Annotated in this window: 11 protein-coding genes and 1 pseudogene; 6 read left to right on the top strand and 6 right to left on the bottom strand. The window is 55.6% G+C overall.

Translation table 11 applies throughout. From position 1 onward, the window contains the following. Positions 1-121 precede the first annotated feature (121 nt). Together LQK84_RS24495 and LQK84_RS24490 are read right to left on the bottom strand one after the other, a co-directional pair. A pseudogene (locus LQK84_RS24495) lies at positions 122-649 on the bottom strand (IS21 family transposase); the annotation flags it as partial. A gap of 227 nt (positions 650-876) precedes the next feature. Continuing rightward, positions 877-1989 (bottom strand): helix-turn-helix transcriptional regulator, encoded by a 1113-nt coding sequence (locus LQK84_RS24490; RefSeq protein ID WP_230831416.1) that lies wholly within the window; start codon positions 1987-1989, stop codon positions 877-879. A gap of 212 nt (positions 1990-2201) precedes the next feature. Between LQK84_RS24490 and LQK84_RS24485 the strand changes: the two genes are divergently transcribed. From LQK84_RS24485 to LQK84_RS24460, 6 genes are all read left to right on the top strand, one after another. Next, positions 2202-2822 (top strand): tetratricopeptide repeat protein, encoded by a 621-nt coding sequence (locus tag LQK84_RS24485; RefSeq protein ID WP_230831415.1) that lies wholly within the window; start codon positions 2202-2204, stop codon positions 2820-2822. A gap of 669 nt (positions 2823-3491) precedes the next feature. Continuing rightward, positions 3492-4460: a hypothetical protein gene (locus LQK84_RS24480; protein WP_230831414.1), complete on the top strand. Its 969-nt coding sequence runs from the start codon at positions 3492-3494 to the stop codon at positions 4458-4460. Next, positions 4457-5776, top strand: coding sequence for a hypothetical protein (locus LQK84_RS24475; protein WP_230831413.1), 1320 nt, complete (start codon positions 4457-4459; stop codon positions 5774-5776). The genes LQK84_RS24480 and LQK84_RS24475 overlap by 4 nt, the downstream gene beginning before the upstream one ends. A 40-nt stretch (positions 5777-5816) precedes the next feature. Then, positions 5817-8948 carry a virulence factor SrfB gene (locus LQK84_RS24470; RefSeq protein WP_230831412.1) on the top strand — a complete coding sequence of 1044 codons (3132 nt, stop codon included), beginning with the start codon at positions 5817-5819 and terminating at the stop codon, positions 8946-8948. Continuing rightward, the gene (locus tag LQK84_RS24465; protein ID WP_230831411.1) at positions 8945-11656 is read left to right on the top strand and encodes a virulence factor SrfC family protein; all 2712 of its coding nucleotides are present in this window, start codon (positions 8945-8947) and stop codon (positions 11654-11656) included. Before LQK84_RS24470 ends, LQK84_RS24465 begins: the two co-directional genes overlap by 4 nt. Next, positions 11653-12672, top strand: a complete 1020-nt coding sequence (locus LQK84_RS24460) for a hypothetical protein (protein WP_230831410.1) — start codon at positions 11653-11655, stop codon at positions 12670-12672. Before LQK84_RS24465 ends, LQK84_RS24460 begins: the two co-directional genes overlap by 4 nt. A 51-nt stretch (positions 12673-12723) precedes the next feature. Here LQK84_RS24460 and LQK84_RS24455 read toward each other — a convergent pair whose 3' ends face one another. The 4 genes from LQK84_RS24455 to LQK84_RS24440 form a co-directional block, all read right to left on the bottom strand. Further along, complete coding sequence (locus tag LQK84_RS24455; RefSeq protein ID WP_230831409.1) at positions 12724-13401, bottom strand: hypothetical protein; 678 nt, start codon at positions 13399-13401, stop codon at positions 12724-12726. A 288-nt stretch (positions 13402-13689) separates the two neighbouring features. Further along, the gene (locus tag LQK84_RS24450; RefSeq protein ID WP_230831408.1) at positions 13690-15555 is read right to left on the bottom strand and encodes a PAN domain-containing protein; all 1866 of its coding nucleotides are present in this window, start codon (positions 15553-15555) and stop codon (positions 13690-13692) included. 126 nt (positions 15556-15681) lie between these two features. Next, a complete protein-coding gene (locus LQK84_RS24445; RefSeq protein WP_230831407.1) occupies positions 15682-16320 on the bottom strand; it encodes a hypothetical protein in 639 nt (212 codons plus the stop codon). Between the two features lie 29 nt (positions 16321-16349). Continuing rightward, positions 16350-16775 (bottom strand): hypothetical protein, encoded by a 426-nt coding sequence (locus tag LQK84_RS24440; protein WP_230831406.1) that lies wholly within the window; start codon positions 16773-16775, stop codon positions 16350-16352. Positions 16776-16935 lie beyond the last annotated feature (160 nt).

Below are 16935 nucleotides of genomic sequence, written 5' to 3'. Positions count from 1 at the left end.
CTCCAACGCTGCGCAATGTGAAAGCTACGCGTTTCCGCCGGTTGCTCAAGCCGCGCCATTTGGCGTATCAAAAACCGCCGAGGCTCTAATCGCAGCCGGATGAAAGTTCAGTGGCAGGTCAGTGGGCGTCAAAGAGCATCTCGTGTGTTTGCAGCAGGTAGGCCCTGACCAGAAAAGCCCGGCTGTGCGCCAGATTGATGTGTGCGACCTGAAGCTTCGTGCGCTCGCCGCCGATCACAGCGTAATCTTCACTCCAATCGAATTGGAATGCTTCGCCAGGGCGGAAAGACAGCGGAACGAATATGCCACGCCCCGTCGTCTGCTGCTCAACTCGCCATTCACGGGCGAACGCGGCGACACGCCCATAGGAGCCGGTAAAGCCGAGCACCATCAGATCGGCATGAAGCTGCTTCAGCGTTCGGCGCTGCTTGCGCGGCCTGCCCGCCTCGGTCTTCAGCCAGCCAGAGAGCTTGTCAGCGAACGGATCAAGTTTGCTTACCCGCTCCGGTACCGCGAACTTCGGCTCGATCGTGCCGGCGCTCAGATACTTCGCGATTGTGTTGCGCGACAATCCTGTTCGTCGGCTGTTCTCGCGGACAGACAGCTTCTCACGCAGTGCCATCCGGCGGATGATATTCAAAAGTCCCATGTGGATCACTCCGTTACCCCCGTCGCTCTCCGCGTTGGGGGAAGGTTCACATGGCTCAATTCTCAATGGAAATTATGCGCCTAACCGGCTCAGTTCTGCGTGGAAACCAACAGGCGTCATCAAACTCTTCAAGCCAAAAGAACGCCAGAACTAGTTCGACGTCGCAGGGTTCGATGCGACCTGATAGCCTTCGGCTGTGGCCTATACCGCGATCCCCGATTGAAAGGTCAGGTCCTCTTCGGCTGCACTACGGTCGGCCCCAAGCCTGCGAGGAGACGCACCAGTTGAACCTGCCGATTGACGCCAGTCTTGCGGAAAAGCGCCTTGATATGGGTGCGAACAGTATCCTTCGATATCCGTAGAGCCGCAGAAATTTCGTCGACGGAAAAGCCGGCAGTCAGCTTCTGAGCCACGACAGCCTCCGCCCCGGTCAAGTCAAAAAGGCCGCAGATAACGCGTAGATCCGGCGGCCCTACCCCCACAACCGGTGTCACGACCACCAAGGCGCAGGATCTGTTAAAAATGTCGCGCGCTGCCCGGCGGACGGGGATAATCTGGATGACAAGTGCAGGATCGTCCGATTTCGCGGCTATTGGTATCGACTGCACGGGGGCCGTTTTTCCAGCTTGCACAAGTTCCAGTGCCGACTCGTAGGCACTACGCGCGGAAACATCTTCGAAAAAAAGCCTGTTGCGGGACGCCGTCCTAATACGCGGCGACAAATCCGCAAATTGGCGATTGGCAGTGATGACTTGACCATTGTCACCGATCACCGCACCGGCGAGGCCGATGGCCTCCAAACCCTCCGTCATGGACTGGGCTTGCTTAAGCCCAAGGCGGGCTGCGAGAAAGCCCGCACGCGCGAGATCAGACTTGATTTTGTTCATTCTCATCAGGGCATGGGGCGAAAAAGGGCCGTTGTCCGTTCTATTCAATTGGCTATACACGAAAACCGAACCGGAGGGCTCCAGGAACGATCCACCCATTTCCCAAGCTAGACCTATAGGCTCCAGAAGTTCAAGCCGGAGCGGGTCGTCTTCCAATTCCTCGGGCGTCAGCAAATCAACGTCGCGCATAAACATATTTGGCCAACGCTCGAGGCCAATCAAAGGACGCCTGCTTCGCTGCGCAACGCCGCTTGTTTCATACACTTTCATCTGCTCAGCGATACAATCGCTCGCAGTCCAACGCGGGGGCCCATCTGGAGCCAGCGTTATCAGCGCCGTTGAATAAGCTCCGACATGTGCGCTGACAAGATCGCAAAGCTGTGGCCATAAATCGGGAACTACTGCGGCCTCGTAAGCACGATCGACAATCTGCACTTCCATTTCTTCAAGCATGATCATATCTCAGTAAGCAGACGGAAATAAAAAACAAAAAGTGCGTCTGTCATGCGTTCCTATTCATGAAAAAATCAAATCTCTCAGGCTTCGTCAAGGTCTACCCCAAATTGGTGATGCGCCCATGGTCGAGTTGGGAGTAAACATTATCGCTCTGTGTGCGCAGCAGCGGCATAGTTATATCGAAAAGCCCATCTGGCAGGATTTCGTGCATGAAACGCGTTATGTTAGTCGCGATTGTCTTTCTGTTGAGTTACCAGAATGCCATCTCTGGAAAGAATATCGGTCGAACCAATGACAATGATAGCGCGGCACAACGTGAGCCTTTAATCCGGGCGGCCGACTACAAGACTAGGCTGAGTGAAATTTCCCTGATGATCGACAGCAACAGGAATGTTGCAATTCTATACGTGGAGCGTGCCCACATCTATCGGCTTATGCGCAAATACGATCGCGCCCTCGACGATTATATAACTGCAATTCAGTTGGACCCCAACCTACAGTCGGCACTGGCAGGCGTACAGGATTTGATGAGCGAATGGCGTCCGCCAGAAGCGGCACAAGCACCTGCCGAGAAACTCTATGAAATCTACAAATTCTCGGCGATCGGAGATTACTGCGCGTCGAAAGGATTAGTGTTCAGCAAGAAAAACATAAATTATATTCACTCAAAGCTAGATTATTTAGTATCTTCAAATTCAATTTATTCCAAAATTTCCAAATATTATGAGAATGAAGCCTCGTTGCACGTGAGAAGATTCTCAAATCAAATTGACGAAAGCGATTGCGAGTATTCGCTTAAATCGGCTCTAAAAATATTAGAAATCTTGTAATTTAAAATGGACGAGCATTATAAATAAACGGCAACAAAAAATGGAAAAATTGGAGAATCTCATGTTGCTTAGATTCGAATACACATCCGTTTTATTGTCTTTTCTTGCAGCCTGTGAAACGGATGATGTGACCGCATTTAATACTATGACAAATACCATATATCAGTTGGACGCAATGGATCGAAAAGAAAGCAGCTACCATTATAGGTATCGGTACACCAATTATCGTCCCACCACTTACCGCCCCTCCTCGACAATTTCCAGTAACGGCGGATACTCTCATACCGAGACAGCTGGTGAATGTGGGGTCGGCCCTGGCACCGGTTGTCGCTAAAACAATGCTCGGGAGGCTTTGGCTGTTTGCGGCGACCGAAAAGCTGCCAATACGCCGGTGTGACGAACGAGCGATCTAAAATCAGGCAAAACTCGTTGCCGATGATGTCTCCTGCTGGAAAGTGAAATCGTGCGTCGATTAGGTGTAGCAATATAAAGGTTCGCGAGCGGTGTTGCGAACGGAATGCGATAAAATTACGATTTGGAGCATCTTCGACGATCCCGTGTCGATTGATCTTATAGTTTGGATTGGCCATATTTCGTGTTCGCAGGTTGAATTAAATGAGGCAGGCTTTCAATTGTGTTTAGGCCATTCCTTGGCAAAGATGGGGACGTATGCCGAAGGCAGGTAATTTCTTTTTCATCCGTTCAACCAGGATCCCGATAGAAGAAGTGTTGCGTATCGATGGCAACCCCATCTGGACGCAGGGGGATTTTCTCTTTCAGCGCATCGATCAGCTCTGTGGCGAGGGGATGTCGCGGCTGTTTGCCGAGCCGACCATCAAGCCGCAGGATGGCGGTAAGGTACTGAATATCGCCTGGTTCGGCAGTTATGACGACGACACCAGAGATATTGAAACCCTCGATCGCGTCAGGAATGTTCGCCTCGTTGAAGAACTGACGCGGCGCATTGAAGCGCTTCGGCCCGCTCTTGCCGATCCGCAGATCGGCGAAGCCGTCGCGGTCATGCTCAATATCTACAATCGACAATCCATCGTTGCTGTCGGCGACCAGCCGGTGATCTTGAACTGGGGCAGTCTGCCAGAATCGGCCACCCTTTCCTCAGCAGCCTACGCGAAGCACACAGAGGCTACTATCGGCCCGTTCCTGAAGACTGACATATCGCCCCGCCTGCCCGGCAGATCTTGGACAGCTGCCGGAGGTATCGAGTCTACGGCTACTCCTGCGGAAGCGAAGGCGCCGCCCGGAACACGATCAGGCGCAGCAGCGGCGGCAATCTCGACGCAACGCCCATCCCCAGCCAGGCTACCCCTGTGGCCGCCTGCGGTTTTCGCGGGAGTTTTCGGCAGCATCCTCGCCTATGCCGCATGGCCCGGCAATCTGATCTACGAGAAACAGATGGCCGTCTCACAAGCCGAACTCGATGCGACCGCAAATGCCAATCGCGGCCTGAAAGAACGCATAGAGTTGCTGACCGCCCAGCTCGGGAAAGACCCTTGCGAGATTGACAAGAGCCTGCTCGCTCTCGCTGCGCCGTCTCCGGGGGCCGGGCCGGACAAGCCTGGCTCTGTCCCCGGCACCACCCCAGGAGCGCCGTTCGTACCGAAAGGTAACGGACAATGAGCCAGTTCGTCACGACCACACCACTGCATGTCATGCGCCCCCTCGGCTCGTCCGCCGAGCGCTCCTTCCCGCGGATCGAGGCAATGCTTCAAAGGGAGTTCAGGGAACAGCTCTGCTTCGCGCTGGCCGAGCCGGTCAAGAGCAAGGACGGCGCCGGTATCGACTGGTATACCGAGCTGGAAGAGATCGTTACCCCGCTTTCTGCGCTGCCCGAAGCGTATATGGACTATTACCGGGCGCGGCTTGAGGCAGACAAGGCAACTGTCAAGGCCGCGGCCCAACAATATGAGGATCGCTCCGATCCTGCTGGCCGGACCATAGCGACGGCCTTGCTTAACGCCATTTCATATCCGGGCGACGAGCATGTCTATCTCGTCGGCGATGCCCAGAGCGGCGAAGCAAAACTTCTGCTGACCGCTTGGGGTTACGAGAGGCACTCGTTCGAACTCGCAGGATCGCACGCTATCGGTAAGCGCGAGAAAATCTTCCCGCCAGCGGGAGGTGTGTCCATTGACATGACTGCTGCGCAAGAAACCACCGCAGAAACTGCCAGGATAGCGGCGGCAAACGCCCTCGACACGCCCCCAAAGCGGCGCGGCTGGCGCACCGGCGTGTTCTATTTGCTTTGGCTCCTGGCATTCATCCTGCCATTCATGGTCGGCTGGATGCTGTTGCCCGCCTGCGGCATTCGCGTGCCGTTCACCGACCGTATCGTCTACGGCTGGGGCGACGGTACCTATTGCCTGCAGGTCGCCAATCCGCAAGCAGAACGCGGCGCTCTGGAGACACAAGCCCTGGTGGCAGACATGCGTCGGCTGGAAGATGCGCTGCGAGACATGATCGAGCGTTGCGTCTCGCCGACGGCGCCCCAACCGCCGCTGACCTCGCCTGCGCCCGCCACGCCGCTGCCGACGGACCAGAACCGTTTGCAGCAGAACGGGCGAACGCTCAATGCGAACGAGGACAGCGTGACATTGACCTGGAACAATAAAAATGACCTAGATCTGTACATCGTTTGCCCAGACGGCAGTCTGGCTGGAATAGAAACATCAGCCTGTGGGGTCGATGCCAACCTGGACAGGAATAAAAAATACACACCTCTCACCAATCAGCCCATTGAATTACTAAAGTGGCCCTCCGACACGTTGCAGCCCGGGCAGTATCGCATCCAAGTGAAATATTTCGCACAGTATGATCAGCAGCTGAGGACACCGTTTACCGTGACGTTGCGGCGAAACGGCCAGGTGCAGATCTTCAACAAGGAGACGAGTTCCGTAAAAGATGTTGTCCCGATAATTGAGTTCACCGTACCCTGAGAAGACAAGTGACATACAGAACAAACATGGCAACCAAGGCATGCTGACAAATCTCGCAAACTTCAGCGAGGGTCTTTCGCTGGTCCCCGACAGCGGCATTCAGTTTGTGGAATTCGGCTTCGATTTCGACAGCTCACCGCGACTTGCGCGCAGTTTCATCGAGCGTAGCTCCCCCGGCCAGCTGGACGCCGAGGGGAGAACGCTGATACGCCTGCTGACCAATTGGAACGACAACGATCCGACGGCGACGGTGCCCTATTCCCCTCATGCGGACGATGTCTCGAATTACGAGATTAACCGTTCCGTGGCGCTGAAAACCTACATGAACCGCTGGGTGCCGGTGCCGTTCTTCAAGATCGAACCGGGCAAAGATGCCCTGGGTAACGAACTTTATGCGCAAGGCCCAACCGACTGGGTGCGCATGCGCATTACCGAGACGCGCAACACATATGGCGACCGGGAAGCCAGCCACCGCGTGATCTTCGCCTTTGATACTTCGCTTGCGCCAATCAAGCCGAACCGCCCCTACCTCGCGCCGACCCCCGAGGATGCTCAGCGCACCGAGCGGTTCCGCCTGATGACGCGGCTGCCGGATATCATCTCCTTCCTCTCGCACAAGATCACCATGCCCGGCCAGGGCGAGGCCGATGTTCAGCAATGGGTGGACGACTGGCTACGCGATGCCCTCTACACCTACAGGAAAGAGGAAAACAAGAATCGCGAACTGCGGCCCGAGCACTTCCCGCATCGGTTCGAGCATCTCGCATTGTACATCACTCTCGTCCAATTCATCGGCAGCGTGATCAAGCCGGGTCCGGTTTCCCTGATCGATACGCTGAGTGAGGTAAAGGCGGCGCAGGCGGTCGATGTCGACCTCGTTCTCGATATTGGCAACTCGCGCTCCTGCGGCCTTCTCATTCAGTCTTTCCCGGACGACATGAATGTCGATCTCAACAACTCGCTCGTGATGGAGCTGCGCGATCTGTCCAAGCCGGAACTCGTGCATCGCGATCCGTTCGAGAGTCAATGCGAGCTGGTGGCGGCGGAGTTCGGCCCGGACGACATCGCCCGGCGCTCCGGGCGGGCGCGCGCATTCTTCTGGCCCAGCCTCCTGCGCATCGGGCCGGAAGCCTCGCGGCTGCGCGGCGAATCCGAAGGTACCGAAGCTACGACGGGCATTTCCTCGCCCAAACGATATTTGTGGAGTTCAGATCCGGTATTACAGGACTGGAAGTTTCGCTCGAGCGCCGGCTATTCGGACACCGTGCCACGTATCGAAATGTCGATGTACCGTTTCGTCAACGACCGAGGCGACGTACTGGAACAGATCGAAAGCGACCGCCAGAAATTCAAGCTGAAGGTCAAGGAATCCGATACCCAGACGGCAAGCCGTTTCTCCTTCTCGAAATCCTCATTCTTCACCTTCATGCTTGTCGAGATCATCGCCCAAGCCATGTCGATGATGAACAATCCCGGCGTGAGGCGTGAAAGACGGCTGAAGGATTCGCCGCGGCGGCTACGGCGCATCATCCTGACGATCCCATCGGCCACACCGGTGCAAGAACAGCGCATTCTTCGCTCGCGCGCCGAAGCTGCGGTGAAGCTGCTCTGGTCGCTGTCCGGCTGGGATGAGGTCAAGGGCGGCATCAACAGCCGCCGTCCCGAGGTACACTGCTCCTGGGACGAAGCAAGCTCCGTGCATCTTGTCTATCTTTACGGCGAGGCCGTGCACAAGCTTGGCGGTTCAATCCGCACACTGTTCCATATGCTGGGCAAGCCGCGCGAGCGGCATCCGGCACTGCCGGCAGACAAGGGCAATTTGAGAAGGCCGGAAAGCAGTCTCCGCATAGCCAGCGTCGATGTCGGCGGCGGCACGACAGATCTGATGGTGACGACTTACTACCAGACCGACAACGTCGCGCTTTATCCCGACCAGAACTTCCGGGAAGGATTTCGGATTGCCGGCGACGATCTCCTCAAGTCGGTGATCGAGCGGCTGGTGACCCCACGTTTCGAAGAAATGCTGACCCAGTCCAGCATGACCAATGCCCGCAACTTTCTCAAAGATCGATTTGCCGGCGATAATCCCACCATGTCGGAACAGGAAAAGCACCTGCGCAGGCAATTCGTGTTGCAGGTTCTGCTGCCTGTGGCCATTGGCATCCTGTCGGAATGCGAAGCCATGCCGGCAAACAGCCGTCAGACATCGTTGCGCAAGATTTCCGACTTCTTCCCTGAAGACACCGACAAGGACACAAAAATCCGTAAGGAAATTCCAGTCGACAAACGCATTCTCGGCTACCTTAAGGAGAAAGCGAAAACGCTGGGCGCGTCCGAGTTCCTGCTGGCCGATTGCGAGATCCTGATCGACCCGGCGGCGATGGAGGAATGTGTCCTAGCAACATTTGACAGCGTTTTCGACAACATCGCAGAAGCCATCAACCATCTGGACGCCGATATCGTGTTGCTGACCGGCCGTCCGATGCGCCTGCCGCAGCTGATCAACCTTTTCGTTAACAAGATGGCCGTGCGGCCGGATGCCGTTATCCCGATCCGCGATTATCGTGTCGGGACCTGGTATCCTTTCCGCGGGGTCAGCAACACTCATATTGACGATCCGAAGACAACTGCAGTGGTCGGCGCGATGCTGTGCGCGCTATCAGAGCGGCAGATCACCAATTTCACCCTCTATTCGCAGTATCTGCGGATGAGGTCGACCGCCCGCCATATCGGGTTACTGGAAAGCAGCACGAAACTGCCTGACGAGAAGTTGCTGTTTTCGGATATCGATCTCGACAGCAGCGGAAATGAAGAGGATTGTCAGTTCAATTACCATAGTCCGGTGCGCATCGGTTATCGCCAATTGCCGCTGGAACGCTGGGTTGCCACGCCGCTCTACAAACTGAGCCTGTCCAACACACGCGCCGCGGCAGGTATACAGCGACCCATCAACGTGACAATTGCGCGCAACACGCAGAAGGCCGACAAAGACGAGACAGACGAAGCTGTGCTACTTTCAACCGAGCTCACGCGGGAAGAATTCATCATCGAAGATGCCGAGGATCTTGTCGGGGTCCCTGTGAAGCGACTTATGGAACTCAAGCTGGATACGCTAGCCATCGATACAGGTGACGGCTATTGGCTGGATACCGGGATATTGTCCATCCAATGACAACGACATCGAATTCCAGAAATGAACTTGCGCAGCTCTGCCGGAACACACTCGAATCGGCGCAGCAGGGCCTTGTCTGGATCGCCGATCCGGCGAACGCCGAGCGCATCGGCCCGACCCGAAAGGCGGCAGAACAGCAGTTGCGCAAATCGGTGACTGCCGCGCGCAAGACGATGACCGCGATCGATCGACCGATGTGTATCGGCGTGTTCGGCCCAAGCCAGGCCGGCAAGTCCTATCTTGTCTCGGTTCTCGCCCGTCCCGGCGAGAAGCCGCTGATGGCGCGATTTGGTGACTTGGGCCGCGACGTTGATTTCATTCGAGAAATTAATCCCGGCGGCGACCGCGAATCCACCGGTCTTGTCACCCGCTTCTCGATTCGCCAAGAACAAAGCCCCTCTGGCGCGCCCGTCGTTTTGCGGATGTTGAGCGAAACCGACATTGCCAAGATCTTAGGTAACAGCTTCTTTCTTGACGGCGATCCAAAACGCCGGCCGTCGCTGACACCCGAGACCATCCTGAAGACCCTTTCCGTCGCGAAAACGCGAGCCGGCTCCGCTCTTGGCGCGGGCTTGCAGGACGAGGACGTCTGGGAACTCCAGGATTATTTCGAGCAGCAGTTCGCAGGCCTTGCCTACATTGAGACGCTAAGCTCTTTCTGGGAAGAAGCCGCCCAGTTGGCGCCGCGCCTGTCCGTCCGCGACCGCGCTGAGCTTTTCTCAATCCTCTGGGGCGATGTACCGCAGTTCACGACCGTCTATATCGAACTGGCTTCGGCCCTCGAAAAACTGGGCTTTCCCAAAGAAGCCTATTGCGGCATCGATGCCCTCCTTCCCCGCGAAAAGAGCATTATCGACGTGGCGACCCTCAGCGGGCTCGGCTCCTTGAGCGTCGGGGAACCGCTATCCATCCGCTCGATGAACGGTCCTGCAGTTTCGTTGTCGCGGCCGATCGTTACCGCTCTCGCAGCCGAATTGCGCATTACCATCGCCGACCAGCCTGGTCCGCTGTACCAGCACACGGACCTTCTCGATTTCCCAGGCGCCCGTAGCCGCCAAAAGGTCGATTTCGAGACTTATTTCGACCTCAAGGGCGACGCTCTCCAGGACCTCTTCCGGCGCGGCAAAGTTGCGTTCCTGTTCGACCGCTATGTGGCGGAACAGGAAATCGCGAGCATGCTGTTGTGCATCAAGGATTCCAACCAGGAAGTTGTCGAACTGCCGGACATGATTGACAACTGGATTAAGTTGTCCCACGGAGCCACTGCGGCCGACCGTGCCGGAACGGATCCCGCGCTTTTCCTCGTCCTGACGATGATGGACAAGCACTTCAACGAAAGGGCCGGCGACGAAGGACAAAACCCCGCTGATCGGTTCAAGGCACGTATGGCAGCCTCGCTTACCAGCTATTTCGGAAAGGCCCATACCTGGCCATTCGAATGGAAACCCAAGAGGGCATTCAATAATACATACTGGCTGCGCAACCCTAATTTCAAGTCGGAGTTCCTAATCCGTTACAACGGCAATCAGGAAATAGAAATTCTGCCTGAGAAGGTCGAGAAAGTTGCCGCCCTCCGCAAGGCCTACCTGGAGGTCGACGAGGTGCAGCATCACTTCCGCGACCCGGCCCGCGCGTTCGACGAGTCGCTGAAACTGAACGACGGCGGCGTCGGATACCTGATTGAAAATCTGGCCCCCGTATGCCGACCGGAGATCAAGCTAAACCAGGTGCACCGGCGGATCGCCGCCCTCGCCCGAGACGTGCGCCGGGTTCTGTCGCCCTTTTTCATCGATAGCGATATCAACAAGCGGCTTGAAGAGCGACAGGAAGTCTGCGAGCGCATTCTGTCGGGTCTTTCCGAGGCTTGGGATCGGAATGCGTTCGGTAGTTCGATCAAAACGCTGCAAATCAATCAGAACGGAATTTCCGAACATTTGCACGTTGCGTTCACGAGGCGCGGCGAAGACGCTCGTGCCGACGCCGGTCCCACTCGCGGCACATCGCCGGCCGCAAGCGGGAGGCCACCCTTGCCGGGTAGAAAGCCGCCCCTTCCGGGTTCAAGGCCCGTAGCAACGGCCGAAACTGCAATGCCGCCACCGGCGGTAGCCCAAAAGGTTTCAACCAAGGAACACTATCTGGCCCGCATGGCAGTCAGTCAATGGACAGAGAACCTCTATGCGCTTGTAAGAAACGAAGAAGTCCTGAAGGTAATGGGGCTGGACCAGCAAACGGCTAGCGAACTGATCTCCGAGCTGATCACCGGTGCCCGGCGCTCTGATCTCGAGAGCCGCATCGCCATTGACCTCGAAAAGCTCAGCGGCAGCCCGATCGAACGGGCTGATATCCTACTTGAGAAGGCGGGCTTCTTCGCCACCACCCATATAAACCGCTTCGTAAATACGCTTGGCTTCGATGTGCTTGATGAAAGTCAGAGGCCAGACGCGCCTGCGGGACCCGACGGCAACATGGTCAAGGTCTTTGCGCGCCGTCCGACGCTTGGCAATTGCGACGGTCTTCCCAAGGTTCGCCGCGACTTCTCCTACCTGGCGCTCTCTGAATGGATGTATGCATTCCACCAGATGGTGTCCGATAACGTGACTTCGGGCGAAGGCTTTGCTGTCAATTTGGAGCAGAACGAACGGCTGAGGGTGATCCTCGACGCTCTCGACATCTTTGTGGCCGGCCAGGCCGGAAATAGCGTGGCATGAAGCAGGTATATATAGAGATCCGCGAAGACGACACGCTGTACTTCGGGCACGCGCTGATCACGTTCGATTTCGTTGGCGCGGACAGCGGCCCAATCCAGCTTGTCGTGTCCCGCAAGTCTGGTGAAAAGCCGTATCTGGGGTTGACGGAGTGGCAGGCAAGTCCTGCGGCCCTAGACGCCACGGTGGTTTCGAGGGAGAACGGGAAGACAGTCGTTCGAGCCGGGCCGAATATCTGCGACAAGCTTCCCTACGATCTGCAGGTCCGCTTCCAGATCGTGGGCACCGAGGTCTATGGACAGGCGTTTTGGCCGTCGATTCAACCGGTGCCTGGCGGCTATAGCGGCCATCTGGACACTCACGTCGCCGAGCAGCCGCCCGCCGCGCCTCCTGCTCCGCCACCGGCGCAACCTGCGCGGCCCAGCCCGCCATCTCCACCACCTCCAACTCCATTTCCGCAAACCAAAACACAATCCAAGGTTGCTTCTGGGCCTGCACCGACCCTCAAAAGCAAGGGGGCGTCGTCGAGGGGGCTGCCTCTCATTCTGATAATCGCGGTGATTGCTTGTGTGGGCGCTGTTTACGTTTATCGGGAGCCGATCCAGAAATTCCTGCAGGAACGTCGCAGCCGTGAAGTGCAGGCAACGCTCATCGACAGGTTTGAGGCGCTTAGGCGCGCGGATCCGACTGGTGCACAATTACTGGCATTAAGCCACGACGCTTTTGCCGCGAGAGATGGGGCGATAGGATTTCAGGCGATTACGCTTTCCGCTCAACGCGGGAACCAGGAGGCAAAGCTCGAAATGGCCCGCTGGTATGATCCGCGCACGTTCAACGAGAGCCGCGCAACAGACATGGACGCGAACAGGGCGGGACGCGCGTATTTTGAACTCGCTCTTAGTGGCAATGCCGACGCGAAGGGTCTTCTGCGGTCGCTTTGCCAGGCCAGCCGGAGCGGAGGGCCAAACTATCGCGGATTTCTTGCGAGCACTTATTGCCAGGGCAATCTTGGGCCCTAGCAATACGACGCTCCGGCAGATCAGCATTCATCTCACTCAACCCAATGTGGATCAGTTATCCGGCTGGCATTTATAGGTATAGTCCTGACATGAGATCACGCCCCGGATCCCGTGGGTGACGCTGGACTGTTTCATGATGTGATAAGTCTTGCTGGTCGACTCTGATCGTCCGGAACTATGGGCGGCGCTCATATCCGCGTAGCATACCACCGGAACCTTGCACTGATTACTGAGGGTAAGCATGCATGCTCCTTCACCGCCGGTCACGCGTCCCTCGTATTCGGCGCTGACGCAATTCAGCGGCCCCGTGGCAATGTCCGGTTCACCAGACGAACGAGTTTGGCGACTGTTAGGCTGCGGCTGATTGGGCTTAGCAATTGGCTGGCTGTCTGCGCCTGCGGCCCTTCTTTTGTGCTCGGAATATATGGATTCACATTCTTTCCTCTTGGCCACTTCAAGATCATAGGCACGTTGAAACGCCCTGCCCCCGTCCATTGCCAAAGCAGCTGCTTTGTCCGATAGCTGTGAATCTTGTGCCAAGCAGTTTTTATATTGCTGCAAGAGGGCCATTTCCCCAGGATATTGTTCTGCAGCGAAACTTGTCGGTGCATTCAAAAGAACCAATGCCAATGCTGCCACAAATTTACGCATCGCAATGCCCTCATTTTTCCAGCCTGATAATATTGAAAGCGTCCGAGTACATGAGTTGTCAATAATTCCACTTTTCAACGGCATATCCTTTCCGATCTAAACAGAATACAGCGCTAGAATTCACGCGGCCCCTTCAGTCCAAGAGCAGATGTAAAACCGCCAACACCTATGTTTGGCAGTATTTTGCTATATGTCTAAAGCAACTCCGTTCAGGTCTGGAGCAGCTTTCGATGGAAGTAAATAATTTGCGGATCAAAAGCCCAATCATTGACCCATGACATCGCCCGTTTGAGCGCCAATTCCCCCATAGGGGAGAAATCTTGACGTCGTTGAGCGTCTCCGATTCAAGTCGCATCAATCTGTCCTTCAATGCTTAGGTTGAATCTTGCTGCCGCTTTCAACGCCTATGCGCTTCTTAAAGCGGTTGTCCGCGTTGTCGAACAGTGCGCATTGGCGCTTGCCGGCAGTGAAGCTGAAAGCGATACAGGAATCGTTTGCCCAGCACATGCTTTCGCACTCGCTTCTATTGCGGGCAGTGCGCATCGGGCCGAGGATGGAGCCTGACATTGTGGAGTCTTTATAGTATTCCATAATGATCGAAGCGTCGTTGAAGCCGGGATGTCGTACGGTGGCAAGGATGCCTGAAGTCGCCCGTGCATCGAGGCGAAGCGCATCCAGGCTGCTTTTCAGATAGCACTTCTGGCTCCAGGCATTGAAGGTATAGCCGATGCATTGGCCGGAACCGCGACAAAGGTTCTCGCATTGGTCGACGCTGTTGCTGGGGCGCGTGAGAAAATCGAAGCCGCCGAGATCGCGATTTTCGACGCGATTGAAACTGCGGGATTCCCGCGGAAGCTGTTCGGCGACAGGCGGTTGAGATTGTTGCCGTTGCTCCGGTGGTCGTGGAGAGTTGATTGGGTCGCGATACCCGGCGAGCTTGTTGCGGGTCCCGGCCGTCGAGCCTGATTGTTGACGTGCCGAACGGACGCCGCCATAGAGCCGGCACTGATTGGTGCCCGTTTGATGATCGAAACCGAGGCAGCCCGAGCGCTCGGTGCAAAGATGATCGCATTCCTCAAGGGATTTGGAAATTTCGGCAGTCAACGAGCCTTCGAGCGCCGTTTCCGGATAGTTCAGGAATGGGCCGCCTGCCGACTGCGTGCGAGCGCTTTGTTGCCCCTTTTCATTGCCGAGGTGTGGAACATCTGGTGCATGGACCAAGTTTGCTTGGCGACTTGCATCACCGGGCGCTTCTCCGTAAACGCTTAGTCGCCCTTCACTCCCAGGATTCAATTCTTTCATTGCCGCCTTGATCCAGGCTATCTCGCTTTGAATGTTGACGTAGCCAATTTCTATTCCGCAGTCTGGAATATTGTTAAAACCTTCCCAAATTTTCTTTGCCTTATCCAGTTGTTTTGGCAATACTCGGGTGCTCTGAAATGTAAATATACCGAGCAAATAATGAATCCGCCGTCCGGGAATGTATTCATCCTCAATCACAGCAGTAACCGGCGCCCCAGAATCTCCTACGCATGCAGATACCAGACCTTCGACCGGGTCTTTCACTGCATTTGCAGTCCAAATGTTCCCTGATTCGGAAAATGGCTTCATCTTTTCCAGTCGAGCAAACTCAATATTTCCCTTGTCTCGAAAAAGAGCGTCGCGACCACGGCCAAATAGAAAAACTGACGGGTCGGGAGCATTCTGTGGGTTATAGTCTGGTGACACCAATGTCATCGGGGAAGCATAGTTGGAAGGAGTGTCCAGTAGAACGACTCCTATATCGTGAAACAGGTCCGCAACAGATAAGTCGAATGACTTATACATTTCGTCGTCGAATCCACCGTTTGTAGCGGGGTGCAACTTGAACGCCTTCACAGACACGGTTTCGTAATCGAGGGGATCAAACTGGCTAACAAACCGAACGCGAAAGTGTTCCTTGTTGCCCCGTAGGCAATGTCCTGCTGTCAGGAGCATGTCAGCCGCAATCGCGACAGCAGCGCATTTAAAGGTGTAATCACGGTTATTGGCATTGTCAGCCTCGAGAAGCGCAACAGACTTATTTGCGCTTCCATAGGGATCTTTAGATATATCAGTTCCATTTCTAAGAGCATAAGCCGGCTGCGAAACTATCAACATTAACAGACCGAGGAACCAAGCCATTTGCTGGCTGCGTTCTGACATCACCTTGCGAAATACGCGGTCCACAGAAAATTTAAATCTTTCCAGCATGTCGATTCAATCTTCGTCAATAACCCGCTAGGATAGCAAGCAACAAAAGGAACGCCTGACGCTCTATCTATTTGTTTTGTCGCAGTCTGGACAGAAAACCGTTGACGCGTTTTCCGTGGACGTTCTCTAGCAAGTTCCTTCGATTTTGCAGGCTTCCTTCGCGCCTTGATACGAACTGCATGGTGCTCGCCGGATCCATTGCTTGCCACCATTCGCGTCGCGCCAACATTCGTACATATTTCCTCTCCAGCAGACGAAAGAACCGGCTGTATGGTAGTTCAACCGGAATTTCTCGTTGGCGGGTTTCGTGAAGAAGGCGCAGGACGATGGGGGCGTATTCGGCTCGACGAAAGCACTATCCGGGTTGTCGTCTGGATCATCAGATGGATCGCTTGCGGCATTCTTATTACCTTTCGCGCCTGAATTGGCGCTCTTGCCGCCCACGGATTTTCCGGTCTGACCCTCGTTATCCCCCGCGGGGCTGGCATTTGTTTGCACAGCGCCAGGCCCGCAGGCTGCGATGACGTCCGCGCGGTAGAGGTCCACATCAACACAATAGCTCTTATCCTTCTTACAGATCTCAACGGAATCCTTGTAGAGCGACTTCTGTGTTTCGCAGCTCGCATAGGCTCCCGATATTGGCAGCAGCCACCAGGCGACCAGGCATGTGAGGCTGCAAGAGAACAGTCCTGAACAGACCCTCCTTATGACATCACCGGCCGAGATTTCGGCGAAAATACTTGGTGTTCTTGGTTCTCTGAGCATGACGCTGATGCCTATTGATCGTAACTCACCTAGCATCCACCGACATCGGCCTTCGCCTGCTTGGCGCGGCGGATGAGGCGATCGAGTTCACTTACCGTGTCTTGCAGTGCCTTTCCGCGTAGACATTGATGATAGGCTCTCTTCGCATCCTCCAGCATGTCGATCTGAATGCGCGCGGTTTCGCAGACGCCGCCGTTGGCATTTGCTATTCGCCCGGCATAACGCGACTGTAATTCTGACTGTATCCTCTGCGGATCGCAGGATTGCGCAAACCCGGCGGCGGGCACCAGAATGGCGGTTGTGAAGAAAGTAATAGCGAAATAACGGTGAGCTTTCATATGCGATCCAGTTTCCACCTTCGAACTGACTTTAAAATATACGTCTCCAAGGCCAGTGAAATCCCCCAGATTGGGTAGATGAGACGACAGAACCGGAAAATGTGCGGTGAGGTTCACGTCGCCCTGAAGGACGCCGGGGCGGCGGAGTACCGATTAGAGGGGCATCCTACCTGATTGAATCGACTGGGCTATGCAAATCAGCGTCTGTCTGATTCTTATGACACCCTCTGGATGGAGGTGGCTGAGATGTCGAAGGCTTTGTCGATGGATTTGCGGG

Source organism: Rhizobium sp. C4, assembly GCF_021026315.1.
Lineage (GTDB): Bacteria > Pseudomonadota > Alphaproteobacteria > Rhizobiales > Rhizobiaceae > Ensifer_A.
This window is presented reverse-complemented; position numbering and strand designations above follow the sequence as displayed.